Origin of the sequence: Erwinia sp. QL-Z3, from assembly GCF_004551645.1 — a bacterium.
GTDB lineage: Bacteria > Pseudomonadota > Gammaproteobacteria > Enterobacterales > Enterobacteriaceae > Erwinia > Erwinia billingiae.
This window is the reverse complement of the sequence record NZ_CP037950.1, coordinates 151,930-168,973: the sequence shown is the minus strand read 5'-3', so window position 1 is coordinate 168,973 and position 17,044 is coordinate 151,930. Positions and strand designations below refer to the sequence as shown.

General features: G+C 56.1%; 16 protein-coding genes. 13 read left to right on the top strand and 3 right to left on the bottom strand.

What is annotated here, in order from left to right; genetic code table 11:
* Nucleotides 1-43 precede the first annotated feature (43 nt).
* The 4 genes from E2F51_RS01465 to glnB all read left to right on the top strand — a co-directional run bounded on the left by E2F51_RS01465 (nucleotide 44) and on the right by glnB (nucleotide 3,981).
* Nucleotides 44-1,474, top strand: coding sequence for a HAMP domain-containing sensor histidine kinase (locus E2F51_RS01465; protein ID WP_041692098.1), 1,431 nt, complete (start codon nucleotides 44-46; stop codon nucleotides 1,472-1,474).
* Nucleotides 1,474-2,169: a two-component system QseEF-associated lipoprotein QseG gene (gene qseG, locus E2F51_RS01460; protein WP_134822576.1), complete on the top strand. Its 696-nt coding sequence runs from the start codon at nucleotides 1,474-1,476 to the stop codon at nucleotides 2,167-2,169. The genes E2F51_RS01465 and qseG overlap by 1 nt, the downstream gene beginning before the upstream one ends.
* On the top strand, nucleotides 2,166-3,500 hold the full coding sequence (gene glrR, locus E2F51_RS01455) for a two-component system response regulator GlrR (RefSeq protein ID WP_013203413.1): 1,335 nt from the start codon (nucleotides 2,166-2,168) through the stop codon (nucleotides 3,498-3,500). Before qseG ends, glrR begins: the two co-directional genes overlap by 4 nt.
* A gap of 142 nt (nucleotides 3,501-3,642) precedes the next feature.
* Nucleotides 3,643-3,981, top strand: coding sequence for a nitrogen regulatory protein P-II (gene glnB, locus E2F51_RS01450; protein ID WP_013203412.1), 339 nt, complete (start codon nucleotides 3,643-3,645; stop codon nucleotides 3,979-3,981).
* Between the two features lie 74 nt (nucleotides 3,982-4,055).
* On the opposite strand, the gene hmpA is transcribed toward glnB, so the two are convergent.
* Complete coding sequence (gene hmpA, locus E2F51_RS01445; RefSeq protein ID WP_134822575.1) at nucleotides 4,056-5,240, bottom strand: NO-inducible flavohemoprotein; 1,185 nt, start codon at nucleotides 5,238-5,240, stop codon at nucleotides 4,056-4,058.
* 256 nt (nucleotides 5,241-5,496) lie between these two features.
* On the opposite strand from hmpA, the gene glyA reads away from it, so the two are divergent.
* Both glyA and E2F51_RS01435 read left to right on the top strand, forming a co-directional pair.
* Entirely contained in the window at nucleotides 5,497-6,750 is a 1,254-nt protein-coding gene (gene glyA / locus E2F51_RS01440; protein WP_013203410.1) for a serine hydroxymethyltransferase, read from the top strand.
* Nucleotides 6,751-6,874: 124 nt separating this feature from the next.
* Nucleotides 6,875-8,011, top strand: coding sequence for a 3-phenylpropionate MFS transporter (locus E2F51_RS01435; protein ID WP_013203409.1), 1,137 nt, complete (start codon nucleotides 6,875-6,877; stop codon nucleotides 8,009-8,011).
* On the opposite strand, the gene csiE is transcribed toward E2F51_RS01435, so the two are convergent.
* Complete coding sequence (gene csiE / locus E2F51_RS01430) at nucleotides 8,012-9,280, bottom strand: stationary phase inducible protein CsiE (RefSeq protein ID WP_134822574.1); 1,269 nt, start codon at nucleotides 9,278-9,280, stop codon at nucleotides 8,012-8,014.
* Between the two features lie 138 nt (nucleotides 9,281-9,418).
* On the opposite strand from csiE, the gene E2F51_RS01425 reads away from it, so the two are divergent.
* Complete coding sequence (locus E2F51_RS01425) at nucleotides 9,419-10,066, top strand: DUF1007 family protein (RefSeq protein WP_134822573.1); 648 nt, start codon at nucleotides 9,419-9,421, stop codon at nucleotides 10,064-10,066.
* Nucleotides 10,057-11,061 carry a nickel/cobalt transporter gene (locus E2F51_RS01420; RefSeq protein ID WP_134822572.1) on the top strand — a complete coding sequence of 335 codons (1,005 nt, stop codon included), beginning with the start codon at nucleotides 10,057-10,059 and terminating at the stop codon, nucleotides 11,059-11,061. Before E2F51_RS01425 ends, E2F51_RS01420 begins: the two co-directional genes overlap by 10 nt.
* Nucleotides 11,062-11,126: 65 nt before the next feature.
* On the opposite strand, the gene suhB is transcribed toward E2F51_RS01420, so the two are convergent.
* Nucleotides 11,127-11,930, bottom strand: a complete 804-nt coding sequence (gene suhB, locus E2F51_RS01415; protein WP_134822571.1) for an inositol-1-monophosphatase — start codon at nucleotides 11,928-11,930, stop codon at nucleotides 11,127-11,129.
* 118 nt (nucleotides 11,931-12,048) lie between these two features.
* On the opposite strand from suhB, the gene trmJ reads away from it, so the two are divergent.
* The 5 genes from trmJ to sseB all read left to right on the top strand — a co-directional run bounded on the left by trmJ (nucleotide 12,049) and on the right by sseB (nucleotide 17,023).
* Nucleotides 12,049-12,777 carry a tRNA (cytosine(32)/uridine(32)-2'-O)-methyltransferase TrmJ gene (gene trmJ / locus E2F51_RS01410; RefSeq protein ID WP_134822570.1) on the top strand — a complete coding sequence of 243 codons (729 nt, stop codon included), beginning with the start codon at nucleotides 12,049-12,051 and terminating at the stop codon, nucleotides 12,775-12,777.
* 166 nt (nucleotides 12,778-12,943) lie between these two features.
* On the top strand, nucleotides 12,944-13,441 hold the full coding sequence (iscR, locus tag E2F51_RS01405) for a Fe-S cluster assembly transcriptional regulator IscR (protein WP_013203403.1): 498 nt from the start codon (nucleotides 12,944-12,946) through the stop codon (nucleotides 13,439-13,441).
* 130 nt (nucleotides 13,442-13,571) lie between these two features.
* Nucleotides 13,572-14,777 carry an IscS subfamily cysteine desulfurase gene (locus E2F51_RS01400; RefSeq protein WP_013203402.1) on the top strand — a complete coding sequence of 402 codons (1,206 nt, stop codon included), beginning with the start codon at nucleotides 13,572-13,574 and terminating at the stop codon, nucleotides 14,775-14,777.
* Nucleotides 14,778-14,944: 167 nt separating this feature from the next.
* Nucleotides 14,945-16,228: an aminopeptidase PepB gene (gene pepB / locus E2F51_RS01395; protein ID WP_134822569.1), complete on the top strand. Its 1,284-nt coding sequence runs from the start codon at nucleotides 14,945-14,947 to the stop codon at nucleotides 16,226-16,228.
* A gap of 15 nt (nucleotides 16,229-16,243) precedes the next feature.
* The gene (gene sseB / locus E2F51_RS01390) at nucleotides 16,244-17,023 is read left to right on the top strand and encodes an enhanced serine sensitivity protein SseB (RefSeq protein WP_134822568.1); all 780 of its coding nucleotides are present in this window, start codon (nucleotides 16,244-16,246) and stop codon (nucleotides 17,021-17,023) included.
* Nucleotides 17,024-17,044 lie beyond the last annotated feature (21 nt).

Here is a 17,044-nt window from a genome sequence, read left to right as displayed (position 1 = left end):
CACTCAGCTAGCATCGTTGCAGCGTGCAAAATGAGAAACTCTTGTGAAAAAATGGCGTCTATTTCCCCGTTCCCTTCGTCAACTGGTATTAATGGCCTTTCTGCTGGTGCTGCTGCCCTTGCTGGTGCTGGCCTGGCAGGCATGGGAAAGCCTGTCTGCGCTGAGCGAAAGGGCGGCGGATACCAACCGCACTACGCTGACTGACGTTCGTCGCAGTGAAGCGATGGCGCGAACCGCGCTGGAACTGGAGCGTAGCTATCGCCAGTACTGCGTGCTGGACGATCCGATGCTCGCCAACCTCTATCAGACCCAGCGCACCAAATACGCGCAGATGCTTGATGCCCAATCCTCCGTACTGCCCGACAGCCGGATTGCCACCACGCTGCATAACGCCTTGGGCCAGCTGGTAAAGATCAGCTGTGATAACAGCAATCCAGTGAAGGCCGCTTCCGACGCGCTGGAGGCGTTCTCGACGGCAAATGCGCAGCTGGTTCAGTCGACGCGCGAAGTGGTTTTCTCGCGCGGTTTACAACTTCAGCGCGAAATTGCCGAACGCGGCCAGTATTTCGGCTGGCAAGCGCTGATATTGTTCTTACTGAGCCTGGGATTGGTGCTGCTGTTTACCCGAATGATTATCGGCCCGGTCAAGGCGGTTGAGAGAATGATTAACCGGCTGGGCGAGGGCAGACAGCTTAGCCACAACCTGGCGTACAAAGGCCCGCGTGAATTGCGCTCGTTAGGGCAACGGATCCTGTGGCTGAGCGAACGGCTTGCATGGCTGGAATCCCAGCGCCATGAGTTTTTGCGTCATATTTCTCATGAGCTAAAAACCCCTCTGGCCAGTATGCGTGAAGGCACCGCGCTGTTAGCGGACGAAGTGGTGGGCACCTTAACGCCGGACCAGCAGGAAGTGGTCAGCATCCTCGATCAAAGCAGCCGCCATTTGCAGCGGCTGATCGAGCAGCTGCTGGACTACAACCGCAAGCTGTCTGAAGCCCCGGTGGCGATGGGCGAGGTGCAGCTGGATCCGTTGATCAACGGCATCGTCAGTTCGCACAGCCTGACCGCCAGAGCTAAAATGATGCAGACTGAAGTGACGCTACCGGTTGCGGCCTGTCGCGCCGACGCCACGCTGCTGGCGCGGGCCATCGATAATCTTTATTCGAATGCGATACATTACGGCGGAGAATCCGGTACCATCTGGATCCGCAGCCGCCAGCAGGGGCGCAAGGTGCTGATCGAGGTCGCAAATACCGGCAGCACCATCCCTGAAGGTGAAAGAAAAATGATCTTTGAGCCTTTCTTCCAGGGCAACCAGCAGCGCAAAGGCGCCGTAAAGGGCAGCGGACTTGGGCTGAGCATCGCCAGGGACTGTATCCATCGCCTGCAGGGCGATCTGCAACTGGTTAACAGTGAAGCGGAAGAAGTCTGTTTTCGTATCGAACTTAACGCCATCGTCGGGAATGCCCAATAATGAGAACCCTCCCTGTTTCCGCTGTGGTCGCCATCGCTATGCTGTTGGCGGCATGCAGCAGCAAAGCCCCCGATCCGGCCATGACCATCAACGGTAAACCGCTGACCGAACCCGAAATCAAAATCGTCAATTTCCAGCTGATTGACTGCAACCGCTTATGGGACATTGACAGTGACACGGCGCTGAACAGTTCACTGTACTGGTTACGGGCGATGGATTGTGCGGTGCGTCTTTCCCCGGCTGAAGCCCGTGAAGAAGCCCGGCGCTGGTCAACGGATAACTGGCAAAGCGCCTTCAAACAGGGGGTATTGCTGAATAATGGCAACGTCACGCCGGTCGAACGGCGGCAGTATATGGCGCGGCTGGACACCTTCAGTGCCGACTATCCTTCTTCGCTGCGTCCACTTATTCAACTGTGGCGTGACGATCAGATGGGGTTGCTGCAACTGTCGGAAGAGAGAACCCGCTACCACCATCTGCAGCAAAGCAGTGATGCCGAGCTGGATGCGTTGCGCCAGCACCAGTTGGCGTTAACTAACGAACTCAGCGTGACCCGTCGTAAGCTGGAGTCACTGACCGACATTGAACGCCAGCTCTCATCCCGCCGTTCACCGGATGCGGCCGATAGCAGCCACACCGATAAGAGCGACGGAAGCACGCCGGCCACAACACTCGAGGATGCTGCGCAGCCATGATAAAGAAATCAGCCAATCTGCTGCTGGTGGACGACGATCCCAGCCTGTTGAAACTGTTGGGAATGCGTTTGAGCAGCGAAGGCTTTAGCGTGCAAACGGCCGAAAGCGGACCGGAAGCGCTGCGATTGCTGCAAAGGGAGAAGATCGACCTGGTGATCAGCGATCTGCGGATGGACGAAATGAATGGCGTCGAGCTGTTTAACGAAATCCAAAAGCAGCAGCCTGGCATGCCGGTGATCATTCTTACCGCCCACGGTTCAATACCTGAAGCGGTCTCCGCCACCCAGCAGGGCGTGTTCAGCTTTCTGACCAAACCCGTCGACCGCGATGCGCTTTACAGTGCTATCGATCAGGCGTTGGCCCACCGCGCGCCCGCCAGTGATGATGCCTGGCGCGAAAGCATTGTGACCCGCAGCCCGGTAATGCTGCGCTTGCTAGAACAGGCCAGAATGGTCGCTCAGTCGGATGTCAGCGTGCTGATCAATGGCCAGAGCGGCACCGGCAAGGAGATCCTCGCCCAGGCGATCCATGCCGCCAGTCCAAGAGCCGGCAAAGCCTTTATCGCCATTAACTGCGGTGCCTTGCCTGAGCAGTTGCTGGAATCGGAGCTGTTTGGTCACGCCAAAGGGGCCTTTACCGGCGCGGTCAGCCAGCGTGAAGGTCTGTTTCAGGCAGCCGAAGGCGGCACGCTGTTCCTCGATGAAATCGGCGATATGCCACAGGCGTTGCAAGTGAAATTGCTGCGCGTGTTGCAGGAGCGCAAGGTGCGTCCGCTCGGCAGCAACCACGATCAGGACATTAACGTGCGTATCCTCTCGGCAACGCACCGCGATCTGCCGAAAGCGATGGAAAAGAAAGAGTTCCGTGAGGATCTCTTCTACCGCCTGAACGTGGTTAACCTGAAAATTCCCGCGCTGCATGAGCGTTCAGAAGACATTCCGCTGCTGGCGAATCATCTGTTGAAGCAGGCGGCCGAGCGGCACAAACCCTTTGTGCGCAGTTTCTCGACCGATGCGATGAAGCGACTGGTGGCCGCCAGCTGGCCGGGGAATGTCCGTCAGCTGGTCAACGTGATTGAACAGTGCGTGGCGCTGAGTTCGGCACCGGTGATTGGTGAAGCGCTGGTTGAACAGGCGCTGGTGGGCGAAAATACCGCGCTACCGACCTTTGTGGAAGCGAGAAACCAGTTCGAACTCAATTATTTACGCAAGCTGCTGCAAATGACCAAAGGCAACGTCACCCATGCCGCACGTCTGGCCGGGCGCAACCGCACGGAATTCTATAAGCTGTTATCCCGCCACGAGCTGGATGCCTCTGATTTTAAAGAGTAGTTTTTTTGTGCCGCTTCACCGCTGAGATATGTTAGCTTAAGCACGCTGAAAAAGAGACAGACCGCGCAGCGGGAGCTGTCCGTTGCACGTATACTGAACAGAGATTACTCTCCGGCCGCGGAGAGAATGAAAAGGGTCTGCCATGAAAAAGATTGATGCCATTATCAAACCGTTCAAACTCGACGATGTGCGTGAAGCACTGGCCGAAGTAGGGATTACTGGAATGACCGTGACTGAAGTGAAAGGCTTCGGTCGTCAGAAAGGACACACCGAGCTTTATCGTGGTGCGGAATACATGGTCGATTTTCTGCCGAAGGTGAAGATTGAGCTGGTTATCGCTGACGATATCGTCGATACCTGCGTCGAAGCCATCATGCGTACCGCGCAGACCGGCAAAATTGGCGATGGCAAAATCTTTGTCTTTGATGTGGCACGCGTGGTGCGTATTCGTACCGGCGAGGAAGACGAAGAAGCGATCTGATTTTTCGCCTCTCCCGTCTGGCCCATCACATCGCCGTCCTTTACAGGGCGGCGATGTCGTTTCTGGCTGACCGATCACAGCACCTTGTGCGGACCAAACACTTCGTAATGGATGCGGGCGCTGTCAATGCCCAGCGTCACCAGCTGTTGCGCCACCTGCTGCATAAAGCCTAACGGCCCACAAAGGTAGTAATGACCTGTCGGATCGCTAAGCTGGCTCTCCAGCGGCAGTAAATTCATCACGCCGGCGCTGTCGAAACGTTCGGCATCCTGCGGCAGCGGATCGCGATACCACAGGTGCTGCGAAAAGTTGGGCAGGCGTTGTGCTGAAGCCGCCACCTCCTCACCAAACGCGTGCCTGGTGCCATTATCGGCAGCATGGAACCACTGCACGCGGGCAGGATGCTGCTGAGAGGCCAGCACATCCAGCATCGCCAGCATCGGCGTCTGGCCGACGCCGGCGGAGATCAGGGTGACCGGTGTCTCGGGAGAGACGGCCAGCAAGAAGTCACCCGCCGGTGCAGCCAGTCTCAGCTCATCACCGACCTGTGCATGCTGGTGCAGCCAGCCAGACACCGTACCGCCCGGTTCATGGCGCACGGCAATGCGATAATCCCGGCCATTGGGCGCGCGGGTCAGCGAATACTGTCGGATCTCCTGATTGGCAAAACGCTTATCGCGCAGCCAGACGCCAAGATACTGACCCGCCTGATAATCCGCCACCGGCTGACCATCGGTCGGGCTGAGAATAAAGCTTTTGATCACCTCGCTTTGTGGCTCAATGGCGCTGATGCGAAACGCCCTCGGCATACGCCAGCCGCCCACTTTTTCCCCGGCCTGCTGATAAAGCTGTTCTTCCCGCTGAATAAACACGCCCGCCAGTACGCCATAGGCTTTGCCCCAGGCATCCAGCACCTTGTCGCCCGGACTGAGCATTTCGTCAAGGGTTGCCAGCAGATGCTGGCCGACAATCTGATACTGCGCGGGCTGAATGGCGAAGCTGGTGTGCTTCTGTGCAATCTTTTCCACGGCGGGCAGCAGAGCAGCCAGATTTTCAATATTGCTGGCATAGGCACAGATGGCGTTAAACAGCGCTTCACGCTGATTGCCGTTGCGCTGATTGCTCATATTGAAAATCTCTTTCAGCTCGGGGTTATGCGCAAACATTCGGTCATAGAAATGGGCGGTCAACGCCGGACCGGTCGCCAGCAGGGCAGGAATGGTGGCTTTCACAGTGGCAATGGTTTTTGCGTCTAACATAGGTGAACTCCCTTGAGTGCTTAAACATGTATTTAAAATGCATCTTATAACTTATAAACGTGCATTGTAAATACACCTTTAGCTGGCAGGGGCATCATTTGGTTAGGCAACCCTCGCCAGTCCTGAAGCCAATCGATTGCGTAAAAAGGGCGCTTTGTGGCTACCCCTAAGCAGGTAAAACAGTTTACACTGTTGGCCTTCGCCCAAACGGGCCGATCGATACCGATTATTTTGTTAGCTGAGTCAGGAGATGCGGATGTTAAAGCGTGATATGAATATTGCCGATTATGATGCCGAGTTATGGCAGGCAATGGAGCAGGAAAAAGTGCGTCAGGAAGAGCACATTGAACTGATTGCTTCTGAAAACTACACCAGTCCGCGTGTTATGCAGGCGCAAGGTTCTCAGCTGACCAACAAATATGCCGAAGGCTATCCGGGCAAGCGCTACTACGGTGGCTGTGAGTATGTGGATATCGTTGAGCAGCTGGCTATCGATCGGGCGAAAGCGCTGTTCGGTGCCGATTATGCGAACGTGCAGCCACACTCAGGTTCCCAGGCGAACTTCGCCGTCTACACCGCGCTGCTGCAGCCGGGCGACACCATTCTGGGGATGAACCTGGCACACGGTGGTCACCTGACTCACGGTTCCCCGGTTAACCTGTCGGGTAAGCTGTATAACGTCGTGCCTTACGGCATCGATGAAACCGGCAAAATCGATTACGACGATCTGGCGGCGCAGGCACAGAAGCACAAGCCAAAAATGATCATCGGTGGCTTCTCCGCGTACTCCGGTCTGTGCGACTGGGCGAAAATGCGTGAAATCGCTGACAGCATCGGTGCCTGGCTGTTTGTTGATATGGCGCACGTTGCCGGTCTGATCGCAGCGGACGTTTATCCTAACCCACTCCCGCATGCACACATCGTTACCACCACCACCCACAAAACCCTGGCGGGTCCGCGTGGCGGCCTGATCCTGGCGAAGGGCGGCGACGAAGACCTGTACAAGAAGCTGAACTCTGCTGTCTTCCCTGGCGGCCAGGGCGGCCCGCTGATGCACGTAATTGCCGGTAAAGCGGTCGCACTGAAAGAAGCCATGGAGCCTGAGTTCAAGGTGTACCAGCAGCAGGTGGCTAAAAACGCTAAAGCGATGGTTGAGGTGTTCCTGGAGCGTGGCTACAAAGTGGTTTCTGGTGGTACGCATAACCACCTGTTCTTGCTGGATCTGGTTGATAAAAACCTGACCGGTAAAGAAGCGGATGCCGCGCTGGGTCGCGCCAACATCACCGTTAACAAAAATAGCGTACCAAACGATCCGAAGAGCCCGTTTGTGACTTCAGGTATTCGTATTGGTTCTCCTGCGGTTACCCGCCGTGGCTTCAAAGAAGCTGACGTCCGCGAGCTGGCTGGCTGGATCAGCGACATTCTGGACAACGTCGCGGATGAAGGCACGCAGGAACGTGTGAAGAAGCAGGTTCTGGAAATCTGCGCACGCTTCCCGGTTTACGCATAACGTTGCGTTACCCCTTTCCCTCGCGAAAGGGGATCCGGAACACATTAACGGGACAATACTGTCCCGTTAATTGATCTTAGGCCTGACCTCTGAGAAAGTAGCGCGCACTTTTGTCGGAGGGAACATGGCGATTCGTTCAGCTTACTGGCTCGGTCTGGGCTATTTCACGTACTTCTTTGCCTATGGCGTCTGGCTTCCTTTCTGGGGAGTGTGGCTGAAAGACTCTGGCCTGCAGCCAGAGAAAATTGGCCTGCTGCTGGGCTGCGGCATGATCGCCCGATTCCTCGGCAGCCTGATCATCGCCTCAAGAGTCACCAATCCTTCGCAACTGATTACCGCGCTTCGCCTGCTGGCGGTGATGGCGTTATGCTTTGTGCTCAGCTTCTGGATCAGCACTTCGTGGATCTGGCTGCTGCTGGTGATGATTGGCTTCAACCTGTTCTTCTCGCCGCTGGTTCCGCTCAGCGATGCGCTGGCAGCGACCTGGCAAAAGCAAATTTCAATGGCCTATGGCCCGGTCCGCCTGTGGGGCTCGCTGGCGTTCGTTATCAGCTCGGCGCTGACCGGCGTGCTGGTCAATGCTTTCTCTTATCAGGCGATCCTGGTGATGCTGTGTATCGGCGTTGCCGCGATGTTTGCTGGCATGCTGTTACGGCCATCCGTGCTGCCTACAGGCAATGCGAAGCAGACCGAAACGGCCGGATGGGCTGACTGGAAGCGATTGCTGCAGGAAAATGCCGTCTGGCGGTTCCTGCTGTGCGTGACGCTGATGCAGGGCGCGCATGCCGCCTATTACGGCTTCAGCGCCATCTGGTGGCAGGAAGCCGGCTACTCAGCCAGCGTCGTCGGCTATCTCTGGTCGCTGGGCGTGGTGGCCGAAATCATTGTCTTTGCCTCCAGCAACCGACTGTTCCGTCGCTGGGGCGCGCGCGACCTGCTGTTGCTGTCAGGGATTTGTGCGCTGGTACGCTGGAGCCTGATGGCATCAACCACCGCGCTACCCTGGCTGATTGTGGCGCAGATCCTGCACTGCGGCAGCTTCACCGTTTGTCATCTGGCGGCGATGCGTTTTATTGCCACGCGCGAGGGAGGAGAGGTGATCCGTCTGCAGTCGGTCTATTCGGCGCTGGCGATGGGTGGCGGTATTGCGGTGATGACCATGATTTGCGGCGTGCTGTTCCAGCATCTGCACGGCGGCGTCTTCTGGGTGATGGCGATGGTGGTGATACCTGCGCTGTTCCTGCGACCGAAGGTCGCCTGATCACGACTCCAGCAGCTGCCGGATGCGCTGCTGCTGATGAGGTTGCAGCGGCAGCTCGGCATGAATTAACGGCGGCGAGTAGAGAGGAAGCGGTGTGGCGTACGGAGTAATCACCAGCGCAATGCCCTTAGGCGCACTGCTGCGTTGATACTCGGCCACATCCAGGTATTTGATATTCAGTGGCAGCAGCGTCAGCTCGCGCACCTGTTGCTCAACTTCCCGCTCCAGCGCCTCATCCTTGCCGGTAAGCAGCAAAACCTGCTTCTCCTGCAGCGCACTTTCCTGCATCAGCCAGGCGCCAAAAATTATCGCAATCAGCCCCATCTCTTCCTGCGAGAAGGTCAGCTGATACTGCTGCTCGAATTCCGCTACCGCGGCCTGGGTGGTCCGCAACAGCTTTGGATACAGGCGGGTCACTTCCTCAGTCAGGCTATTATCAATGCCGACACCAAACAGCGAGCGTTCCAGCGCCTGGGCCAGATGGGTATAAAGCTGGTCGGCCAGCCCCTTATCATCACTGAAGCGCATGCCCGAAAGCTGCTGAAAGCGATCGATTAACTGGCGCACCGCGTCCAGCAGTTGATGTTCATAATCATGGTGGGCATCATCAGCGCTGGGTGCGTGCATCTGACTGAACAGCAGGGCAAACAGCCAGGTTTCACTGCCATCGGGGGCCGTTTTGCAGCGTTTTTGCCAGTGACGAACCACTTCCTCCGCCACCTGATGTTCGATTTTTGCCGCCAGCCAGCTTTGCTGCGCGTCATTGAATTCCGTGCGTGATTGCCGGCACAGCGAATGCTGCATCAGCAGTTGCAAGAATTGGCGATCCCGCTCGGTGAACTGGCGTGCGAGCTTCTGGCCGCAATGTTGCACCAGCGCCAGAAGGTTTCGCTCATCATAAAGCACCTTCTCAATCTGCTTCTGTTTAAGCTGCTGCTTAACGTGCGGGGCAAAATGTTGCTGCACAAAATCCGGTGTCAGCCGCAATGCCCGACGTAACCAGTGAAACAGGCACAACCGCTGGTCCAGTTCCGCACCGCTTATCTGCCACTTCCCCGCGGCATCCTGATGCAGGGCGAGGCGGTGATAGCGCTGGATTTCTGCTTCGACCTCCGCTATATCTTGCCGGGTAACCGACCGATCCACCCCGTTAATCTGACTCATCACCTCAAGAGTCACGGGAAGTTCAGGGAGATAAAGCAATAAAAGCAGATGACAATGACGCTGCGGACTGGAGAAAGCTGAAGGCTCGGGTGAGGGTAAACTCATCGTCGGCAATCCCAGTGAAAAGTAACATCGCTAAGCATAGCGTGATTGCTGCCGGTGGCAGCGTGGTGCGGCCAGTTTTATTTATAGCTTTCTAGGCAGGTCACAGAATTTTTGCCTGAACAGCAGAGGGAATTGAATTTGTTACATTATAACATTATTGTTGGGCGGCTAATCGGGGCATTATGCCTGTGTCTGGCACCGCACGCGTGGGCCCATCCGCACAGCTTTATTGATATGCAGGCAACGCTAGTGCATCAGGACGATAAGATCACTGGCCTGAAAATGCATTGGGTGATGGATGAGATTACCTCGGCCGATCTGCTGTACGACGCCGGCAAGGCCAAACCCGATTCGGTGGTCTGGAAAAAGCTGGCGGCAGAGGTGATGGCCAACGTGCTCGGACAGCATTATTTCAGTGAGTTCTGGCATCAGGGCAAACCGGTGAAGTTCGATAACTTACCGCCGGAATACCATCTCTCCAGGCAGGGAAACAAGGCGGTGCTGGACTATGTTTTACCGCTGGGCGAACCGCAGCCGCTGGCCGGCCAGACGTATGTCTTTACCACCTTTGACCCGAGTTACTTCGTTGATATGTATTACGATTCCGAAAAGTCCCTGCACATTCCCCCTGAGCTGGCGCAGCGCTGTAGCTTTACCCTGAAAACGCCGAAACCGGATGCGTCGATGCAGGCCTATGCGCTGTCGCTGGATAAAGCTGACGCGCCGCCTGAGGATATGGATTTGGGGCAACAGTTCGCGCAGACGGTGACCCTGACATGTCAGTAAATGCCATAACTCCCCGGCCGCAACATGGCTGGCTGCAAGCGTGGCCGCTCTATGTTGTGCTGCTGCTGTTTATTGCCGCAGGTTTCACTGTCTGGCAACACTGGCCGCAGATCCTGCTGAAAAGCATTCTGTGGCAGAAAACGCTGCATCAACAGATGACCGCGTTGCTGCAGCAGGTGGCCAGCCATCCGCATCAGGCGGGGTTGGCGCTGATGGGATTTAGCCTGATGTATGGCGTGCTGCATGCGCTGGGGCCGGGGCATGGCAAGGTGGTGATCGCGACGTTTCTTGCCACGCATCCGACGAAAGTTAAAACCAGTTTGCAGCTGACGCTGGCCGCAGCGGTGGTTCAGGGCGGGGTGGCCATCCTGCTGGTCACCGTGATGCTGGTGGTGCTCGGCCTCTCATCCCGCCAGCTGCATCTCAGCAGTTACTGGCTGGAGAAGGGCAGTTATCTGATGGTCGCCGGACTGGGCCTCTGGCTTTGCTGGCGCGCGCTGCGCAAAATCTGGCAAGCCTTACGGCCCATGCCAGCGATGAAGATTCAACGGATCGTGCCGGTAGGGCATCAACACAGCGACAGCTGTGGTTGCGGGCATCAGCATGTGCCGGACAGCCAGATGCTGGATAAAGCGGTCAATGGCAAAACCAAAGCGATCGTGGTGCTTTCGATGGGATTGCGCCCTTGTTCAGGGGCGATCATGATGCTGCTGTTTTCAAAAGTGATCGGTGTTTATGGCTGGGGCGTGCTGTCGGCATTGGCGATGGCGGTGGGCACGGCATTAACCGTTTCGGCGATGGCCTTGCTGGTGCAGGTTTCCAGAGCGCTGGCGCTAAAACTCAGCCGTGGCGCCTCTCCGGCGGGCTGGCAGAAGGTCGGCTGGTCAGGATTGTCGTTGGTGGGAGGCGTGCTGCTGGTCGCGGTCGGCATCATGCTGTGGCTGAGCGCCACGCCGGCGATGTCCGGCGGCATAAGACCGATGTTTTTAGGCTAATCTGAAAGCAAAAAAGGCGGAGCTGAGCTCCGCCTTTTTGTCACTGAACGGTCCCGAACGGGAACCTAGCGCTTCAGCGCTTCGCTCAGTTCTTCACGCATGTTAGCCAGCATCGCTTTAACGACGCGTGGGTTGCCCGCAACAATGTTGCCGGAAGTCAGGTAACCGTGTGCACCAACAAAGTCAGTCACCAGGCCGCCTGCTTCACGCACCAGCAGTTCACCGGCCGCGAAATCCCATGGCTTCAGGCCAATTTCAAAGTAACCGTCAACACGGCCAGCCGCCACGTAGGCCAGATCCAGGGCAGCAGAACCGCTACGACGGAAATCCGCACACTGGGTGAACAGCTTGCCTACGATGTTGATGTAAGGCGTGGCGTGCTGCTTCAGCTTGAATGGGAAGCCGGTTGCCAGGATGGTGCCATCCAGGTCGCGAGCGGTGCTGCCGCGCAGGCGGTAACCGTTTAACTGCGCGCCCTGTCCACGAACGGCGCTGAACAGCTCATTGCGCATTGGCTCGTAAACGACGGCGACTTCAGTGCGGCCTTTAATGCGCACGGCGATAGAAACAGAGAAATGAGGAAGGCGTTTGATGTAGTTAGTGGTGCCATCCAGGGGATCGATAACCCATTGTACATCCTCGTCTTCACCGGCTAATTCACCACTCTCTTCGGTAATAATGGTGTGCTTCGGATAGGACTTGCGAATCACCTCAATAATCAGGCGCTCAGCGTCGCGATCAACATTGGTAACGAAGTCGTTGGTGCCTTTCTGGCTCGCTTCGACAGCGTCCGGGGTTTCGTAATTCTTGACGATTAAATTTCCGGCCTTGCGCGCAGCGCGCACGGCAATGTTGAGCATTGGATGCATCGTTATCTCTCACTGGATGTTAAAGAACGGGAAAACGGCGCGGATTATAGCAGGGAGATCGTAAAATGTCCTGAAAATATGATAGCATCCTCAAATTATCTCACTGACCTGAACTCCTATGCTGCAAAACATCCGAATCGTGCTGGTTGAAACCTCTCACACCGGCAACATGGGATCCGTCGCCCGCGCGATGAAAACCATGGGACTGACCAACCTTTATCTGGTTAACCCTCTCGTCAAGCCTGACTCCCAGGCTATCGCCCTGGCGGCGGGTGCCAGCGATGTGATCGGCGAAGCCCACATTGTTGACACCCTCGATGAAGCCCTGGCCGGCTGTAGTCTGGTTGTTGGCACCAGTGCCCGCTCCCGTTCGCTGCCGTGGCCGATGCTGGATCCGCGCGAATGCGGGATCAAAAGCGTGCAGAAAGGTCAGCAGGCGCCGGTCGCGCTGGTCTTTGGCCGCGAGCGCGTGGGTCTGACTAATGAAGAGCTGCAGAAATGTCACTACCACGTGGCAATCGCCGCTAACCCGGAATACAGCTCGCTGAACCTGGCGATGGCGGTGCAGATCATCGCTTATGAAGTGCGTATGGCGTTTTTACAGTCGCAGGAAACCGCGCAGCCAGAGTACGAAGAGTCGCCATATCCGCTGGTCGATGACCTTGAGCGCTTCTATCAGCATATGGAACAGATGATGACCCACAGCGGCTTTATCCGTGAAGGCAGCCCTGGCCAGGTGATGAGTAAAATGCGTCGCCTGTTCACCCGAGCCCGCCCGGAGCGCGATGAACTGAATATTCTGCGCGGGATGCTCTCTTCGCTGCAAAAGCCAAAGGGCGAAAAGTAGACTATTTTACCCCCCGGTTTGCGGGGGTAATAGTTGACTAAAACGGTTGGTTAAATAGTTGAGTGTTTTACTAGGTTAAATACTTGACCAATTTAGTCGGGAATGGCAGACTTCAGGCATATTTTGTTAACACCCAACCCGGGTAATTACTGAGGTCGTTTACGCCATGAGACTGACATCCAAAGGCCGTTATGCCGTTACTGCTATGCTCGACGTTGCACTTCACTCCCATCAGGGGCCTGTGCCGTTAGCTGATATTTCAGAACGTCAGGGCATCTCCCTGTCTTATCTGGAGCAGCTGTTCTCACGCCTGCGCAAAAATGGTCTGGTGGCTAGCGTACGTGGTCCAGGCGGTGGTTACCTGTTGGGTAAAAGCTCTGACGCGATCGCGGTCGGTGCGGTGATTACGGCGGTTGACGAATCCGTTGATGCGACTAAGTGTCAGGGTAAAGAAGGCTGCCAGGGTGGCGAACGCTGCCTGACTCACGTGCTGTGGCGTGACCTGAGCGAGCGTATCAGCGACTTCCTGAACAACATTTCACTGGCTGAGCTGGTCAACAACCAGGAAATCCTGGAAGTGGCTGACCGTCAGAACAATACTGAAAAAGCGCGCGTGTCCAATGGCCGCGTGCATGAAACCATTAACGTCAATCTGCGTGCCTGATTGTCGCTAACGCGAACCTGTCTCCTGTCGTTCACTGGCTGATAGTTTCAGCCGGTAGCGGCAGGGTGATAACCTTATCGGGTCGCATTGAATGACTTACATTTAGCATGATGTATGGAGTTCAAAAGCAATGAAGGTTCCGATTTACCTTGATTACGCTGCAACCACCCCTGCCGATCCTCGCGTAGCCGAGAAAATGATCAAGTGCCTGACGCTCGACGGCACCTTTGGTAATCCCGCATCCCGTTCTCACCGTTTTGGCTGGCAAGCCGAAGAAGCGGTGGATATCGCCCGTAATCAGGTGGCCGAATTAATTGGCGCCGATCCGCGCGAAATCGTCTTCACCTCCGGCGCGACCGAATCCGATAATCTGGCGATCAAAGGCATTGCTCACTTCTATCAGGAGAAGGGCAGGCACATCATCACCAGCCAGACCGAGCACAAAGCGGTGCTGGACACCTGTATTCAGCTGGAACGTGAAGGGTTCGAAGTCACTTACCTGGCACCTGCCAGCAACGGGGTGATCGACCTGGATCTGCTGCAGTCGGTGATGCGCGATGACACCATCCTGGTGTCGATCATGCACGTGAACAACGAAACGGGCGTGGTGCAGGACATTGGCAAAATTTCTGAGCTTTGCCAGGCGCGCGGTATTCTGTTCCATGTTGATGCGACGCAAAGCGTCGGTAAATTACCGGTCGATGTCACCCAGATCCCAGTCGATCTGATGTCATTTTCTGCGCATAAAATTTACGGCCCTAAAGGCATCGGCGGTCTGTATGTTCGCCGTAAACCGCGTATCCGTCTGGAAGCGCAGATCCACGGCGGCGGTCATGAGCGCGGTATGCGTTCCGGAACGCTTCCCGTGCATCAAATTGTCGGCATGGGGGAAGCATTCCGCATCGCTAAGCAGGAGATGGCCGGTGAAATGGCGCGCCTGAGCGCATTTCGCCACAAACTCTGGTCGGGCTTCAGTGACATCGAGGAAGTCTATCTGAATGGTGATTTGGCGGCGGGTGCGCCGAATATCCTCAACGTCAGCTTTAATTATGTCGACGGTGAGTCGCTGATTATGACGCTGAAAGATCTCGCGCTGTCGTCAGGCTCTGCCTGTACCTCTGCCAGCCTTGAGCCTTCCTATGTGCTTCGCGCATTGGGGCTGAATGATGAGCTGGCGCACAGTTCACTGCGTTTCTCTTTGGGCCGTTTTACCACCGAAGAAGAGATCGACTATGCGATTCAGCTGGTGCAGAAGTCGATTGGCCGCCTGCGCGAGCTTTCCCCGGAGTGGAAAGCATTCAAAGCTAACAGTCAGACAGCAACGACTTCTCGTTGAATTAGCAGCACTTTCCCTCTACGACTCTCCAACGGACTGAACACTTTTTCAGTCCGTTTGCTCTCATTTCTGCAAGTCTGATTAGACGAACGCAAATAAAGGTTTATTGTAGTGACCGACCGTTTTTAAGGACGGACCAAATAATAAACTCTAGAGGGAGCCATGCGATGACAACCACACCAATGAAAATAACACTGTCAACGGCAGCGGCGGATGCACGTTGGGGCGAAAAAGCGACCCTGACCAGCAATGACAGCGGGATGACCATTCATCTGACCGGCAGCGATGCGCTGGCAACTATCCAGCGCGCAGCGCGTAAAATTGATGCACAGGGCATCCGTCATGTCAGCCTGAGTGGCGACTGGGATTTGGAAAAAAGCTGGGCATTCTGGCAGGGTTATCGTGGGCCGAAAGGGCAGCGCACCGTTGAGTGGGCGACGCTGAATGACAGCGACCGTGCCGAATTCGACAGCCGCATGAAGATCATCAACTGGGTGCGCGACACCATCAACCTGCCTGCAGAAGACCTCAGCCCTGAGCAACTGGCTCAGCGTGCCGTCGATCTGCTGTGTGGCGCAGGCAGCGACAAGGTCAGCTACCGCATCACCAAAGGCGAAGATCTGCGCAAGCAGGGCTATATGGGCCTGCACACCGTCGGTCGTGGCTCGACCCGCAGCCCGGCGTTTTTGGCGCTGGATTACAACCCAACGGGCGATGAGAACGCACCGGTGTTTGCCTGCCTGGTGGGTAAGGGCATCACCTTTGATACCGGCGGCTACAGCCTGAAGCCAAGCGGTTCAATGGACTCAATGAAGTCAGATATGGGCGGTGCAGCGACGCTGACCGGTTCTCTGGCGCTGGCCATCAGCCGTGGGCTGGCCAAACGCGTCAAACTCTATCTTTGCTGTGCCGACAATATGGTTAGTGGCAACGCTTTCCGTCTGGGCGATATCATCACTTACCGTAACGGTAAAACCGTTGAAGTGATGAATACCGATGCAGAAGGGCGTCTGGTGTTGGCTGATGGCCTGATTGATGCCAGCGAGCAAAATCCCGAGCTGCTGATTGATGCCGCCACCTTAACCGGCGCGGCGAAAACCGCATTAGGTAATGATTACCACGCGCTGTTCAGCTTTGACGATCGGCTGGCTCAGTCGTTACTGGGCAGTGCAACGGATGAAAACGAGCCGTTCTGGCGCTTGCCACTGGCTGAATTCCATCGTGGCCACCTGCCATCCCACTTTGCCGATCTGAACAACATTGCTGCGCCGTCACACACCGCCGGTGCCAGCTCTGCGGCTGCCTTCCTGTCGCATTTTGTGAAGAACTATCAGCAGGGCTGGCTGCACATCGACTGTTCAGCCACCTACCGTAAAGGTGCTGTCGATCAGTGGTCTGCCGGTGCGACGGGCTTAGGCGTGCGCACCGTCGCCAATATGCTGCTGAAATAAGCCTGGATCGAACCGATGAATGAAACCAATCAGCGCCTTGAAGAGGTGCTAAAACTGGCCGCGACTGAGCCTGCTCATCGCCCTGAATTTTTTGCTCTGCTGATGGACGCCAGCGTCTGGGTGCCAGGTGAAAGCCCGGAGGAACAGGCCGTCACCGCTGAATCTCAGGTGGACCTGCAGCACTGGGAAAAAGACGACGGCACCAGCATCATTCCCTTCTTTACCTCGGTAGAAGCGATGGAGCAGGCGGTCACCGAAGAGCAGCCGTTCCTGGTGATGCCGGTACGCACCCTGTTTGAAATGACGGTGGGAGAAACGCTGTTTCTTAACCCTAAGCTGCCGACAGGCAAAGAGTTCTCCCCACGCGAAATCACCAGCCTGTTGGGCGAAGGCGCGAATGCGCTTAGCCAGCAAACGGTGCTGGAAGGGGGAACCTCGCTGTTACTGTCTGAGATTGCTGAACCGCCGGCGCAGATGATTGATTCCCTGACCCAGCTGTTTGCGAAATATAAGCAGGTTCGTCGGGGTTATGTGGCGCATATCAAAGAAGCGGCAGAGGATCGGCCAAACCTGTTGATTGGAATTGAAGCGGACAGCGATATCGAGGCGATTATTCAGGCGGCGGGCAGTGTGGCAACGGATACGCTGCTGGAAGATGAGCCGGTGGATATTTGTGAAGTGGTGGAAAACGATAAAGGTATCAGCCACTTCTTTACCGCCCATATCACCCCGTTCTATGAACGCAAGTGGGGCAGCTTCCTGCGGCAGTTTAAGGCGAACAATAAGCCGGCATAAGCTCGTCAAGGCGGCATAAGG

Excerpts from the sequence above, each read along its gene's own strand:
- E2F51_RS01435 (WP_013203409.1), top strand. The coding sequence starts at position 6,875 with ATGGCGATTCGTTCAGCTTACTGGCTCGGTCTGGGCTATTTCACGTAC.
- E2F51_RS01400 (WP_013203402.1), top strand. The coding sequence starts at position 13,572 with ATGAAGGTTCCGATTTACCTTGATTACGCTGCAACCACCCCTGCCGAT.
- pepB (WP_134822569.1), top strand. The coding sequence starts at position 14,945 with ATGACAACCACACCAATGAAAATAACACTGTCAACGGCAGCGGCGGAT.
- hmpA (WP_134822575.1), bottom strand. The coding sequence starts at position 5,240 with ATGTTAGACGCAAAAACCATTGCCACTGTGAAAGCCACCATTCCTGCC.
- iscR (WP_013203403.1), top strand. The coding sequence starts at position 12,944 with ATGAGACTGACATCCAAAGGCCGTTATGCCGTTACTGCTATGCTCGAC.
- glyA (WP_013203410.1), top strand. The coding sequence starts at position 5,497 with ATGTTAAAGCGTGATATGAATATTGCCGATTATGATGCCGAGTTATGG.
- glnB (WP_013203412.1), top strand. The coding sequence starts at position 3,643 with ATGAAAAAGATTGATGCCATTATCAAACCGTTCAAACTCGACGATGTG.
- qseG (WP_134822576.1), top strand. The coding sequence starts at position 1,474 with ATGAGAACCCTCCCTGTTTCCGCTGTGGTCGCCATCGCTATGCTGTTG.
- suhB (WP_134822571.1), bottom strand. The coding sequence starts at position 11,930 with ATGCATCCAATGCTCAACATTGCCGTGCGCGCTGCGCGCAAGGCCGGA.
- glrR (WP_013203413.1), top strand. The coding sequence starts at position 2,166 with ATGATAAAGAAATCAGCCAATCTGCTGCTGGTGGACGACGATCCCAGC.
- csiE (WP_134822574.1), bottom strand. The coding sequence starts at position 9,280 with ATGAGTTTACCCTCACCCGAGCCTTCAGCTTTCTCCAGTCCGCAGCGT.
- sseB (WP_134822568.1), top strand. The coding sequence starts at position 16,244 with ATGAATGAAACCAATCAGCGCCTTGAAGAGGTGCTAAAACTGGCCGCG.
- E2F51_RS01420 (WP_134822572.1), top strand. The coding sequence starts at position 10,057 with ATGTCAGTAAATGCCATAACTCCCCGGCCGCAACATGGCTGGCTGCAA.
- trmJ (WP_134822570.1), top strand. The coding sequence starts at position 12,049 with ATGCTGCAAAACATCCGAATCGTGCTGGTTGAAACCTCTCACACCGGC.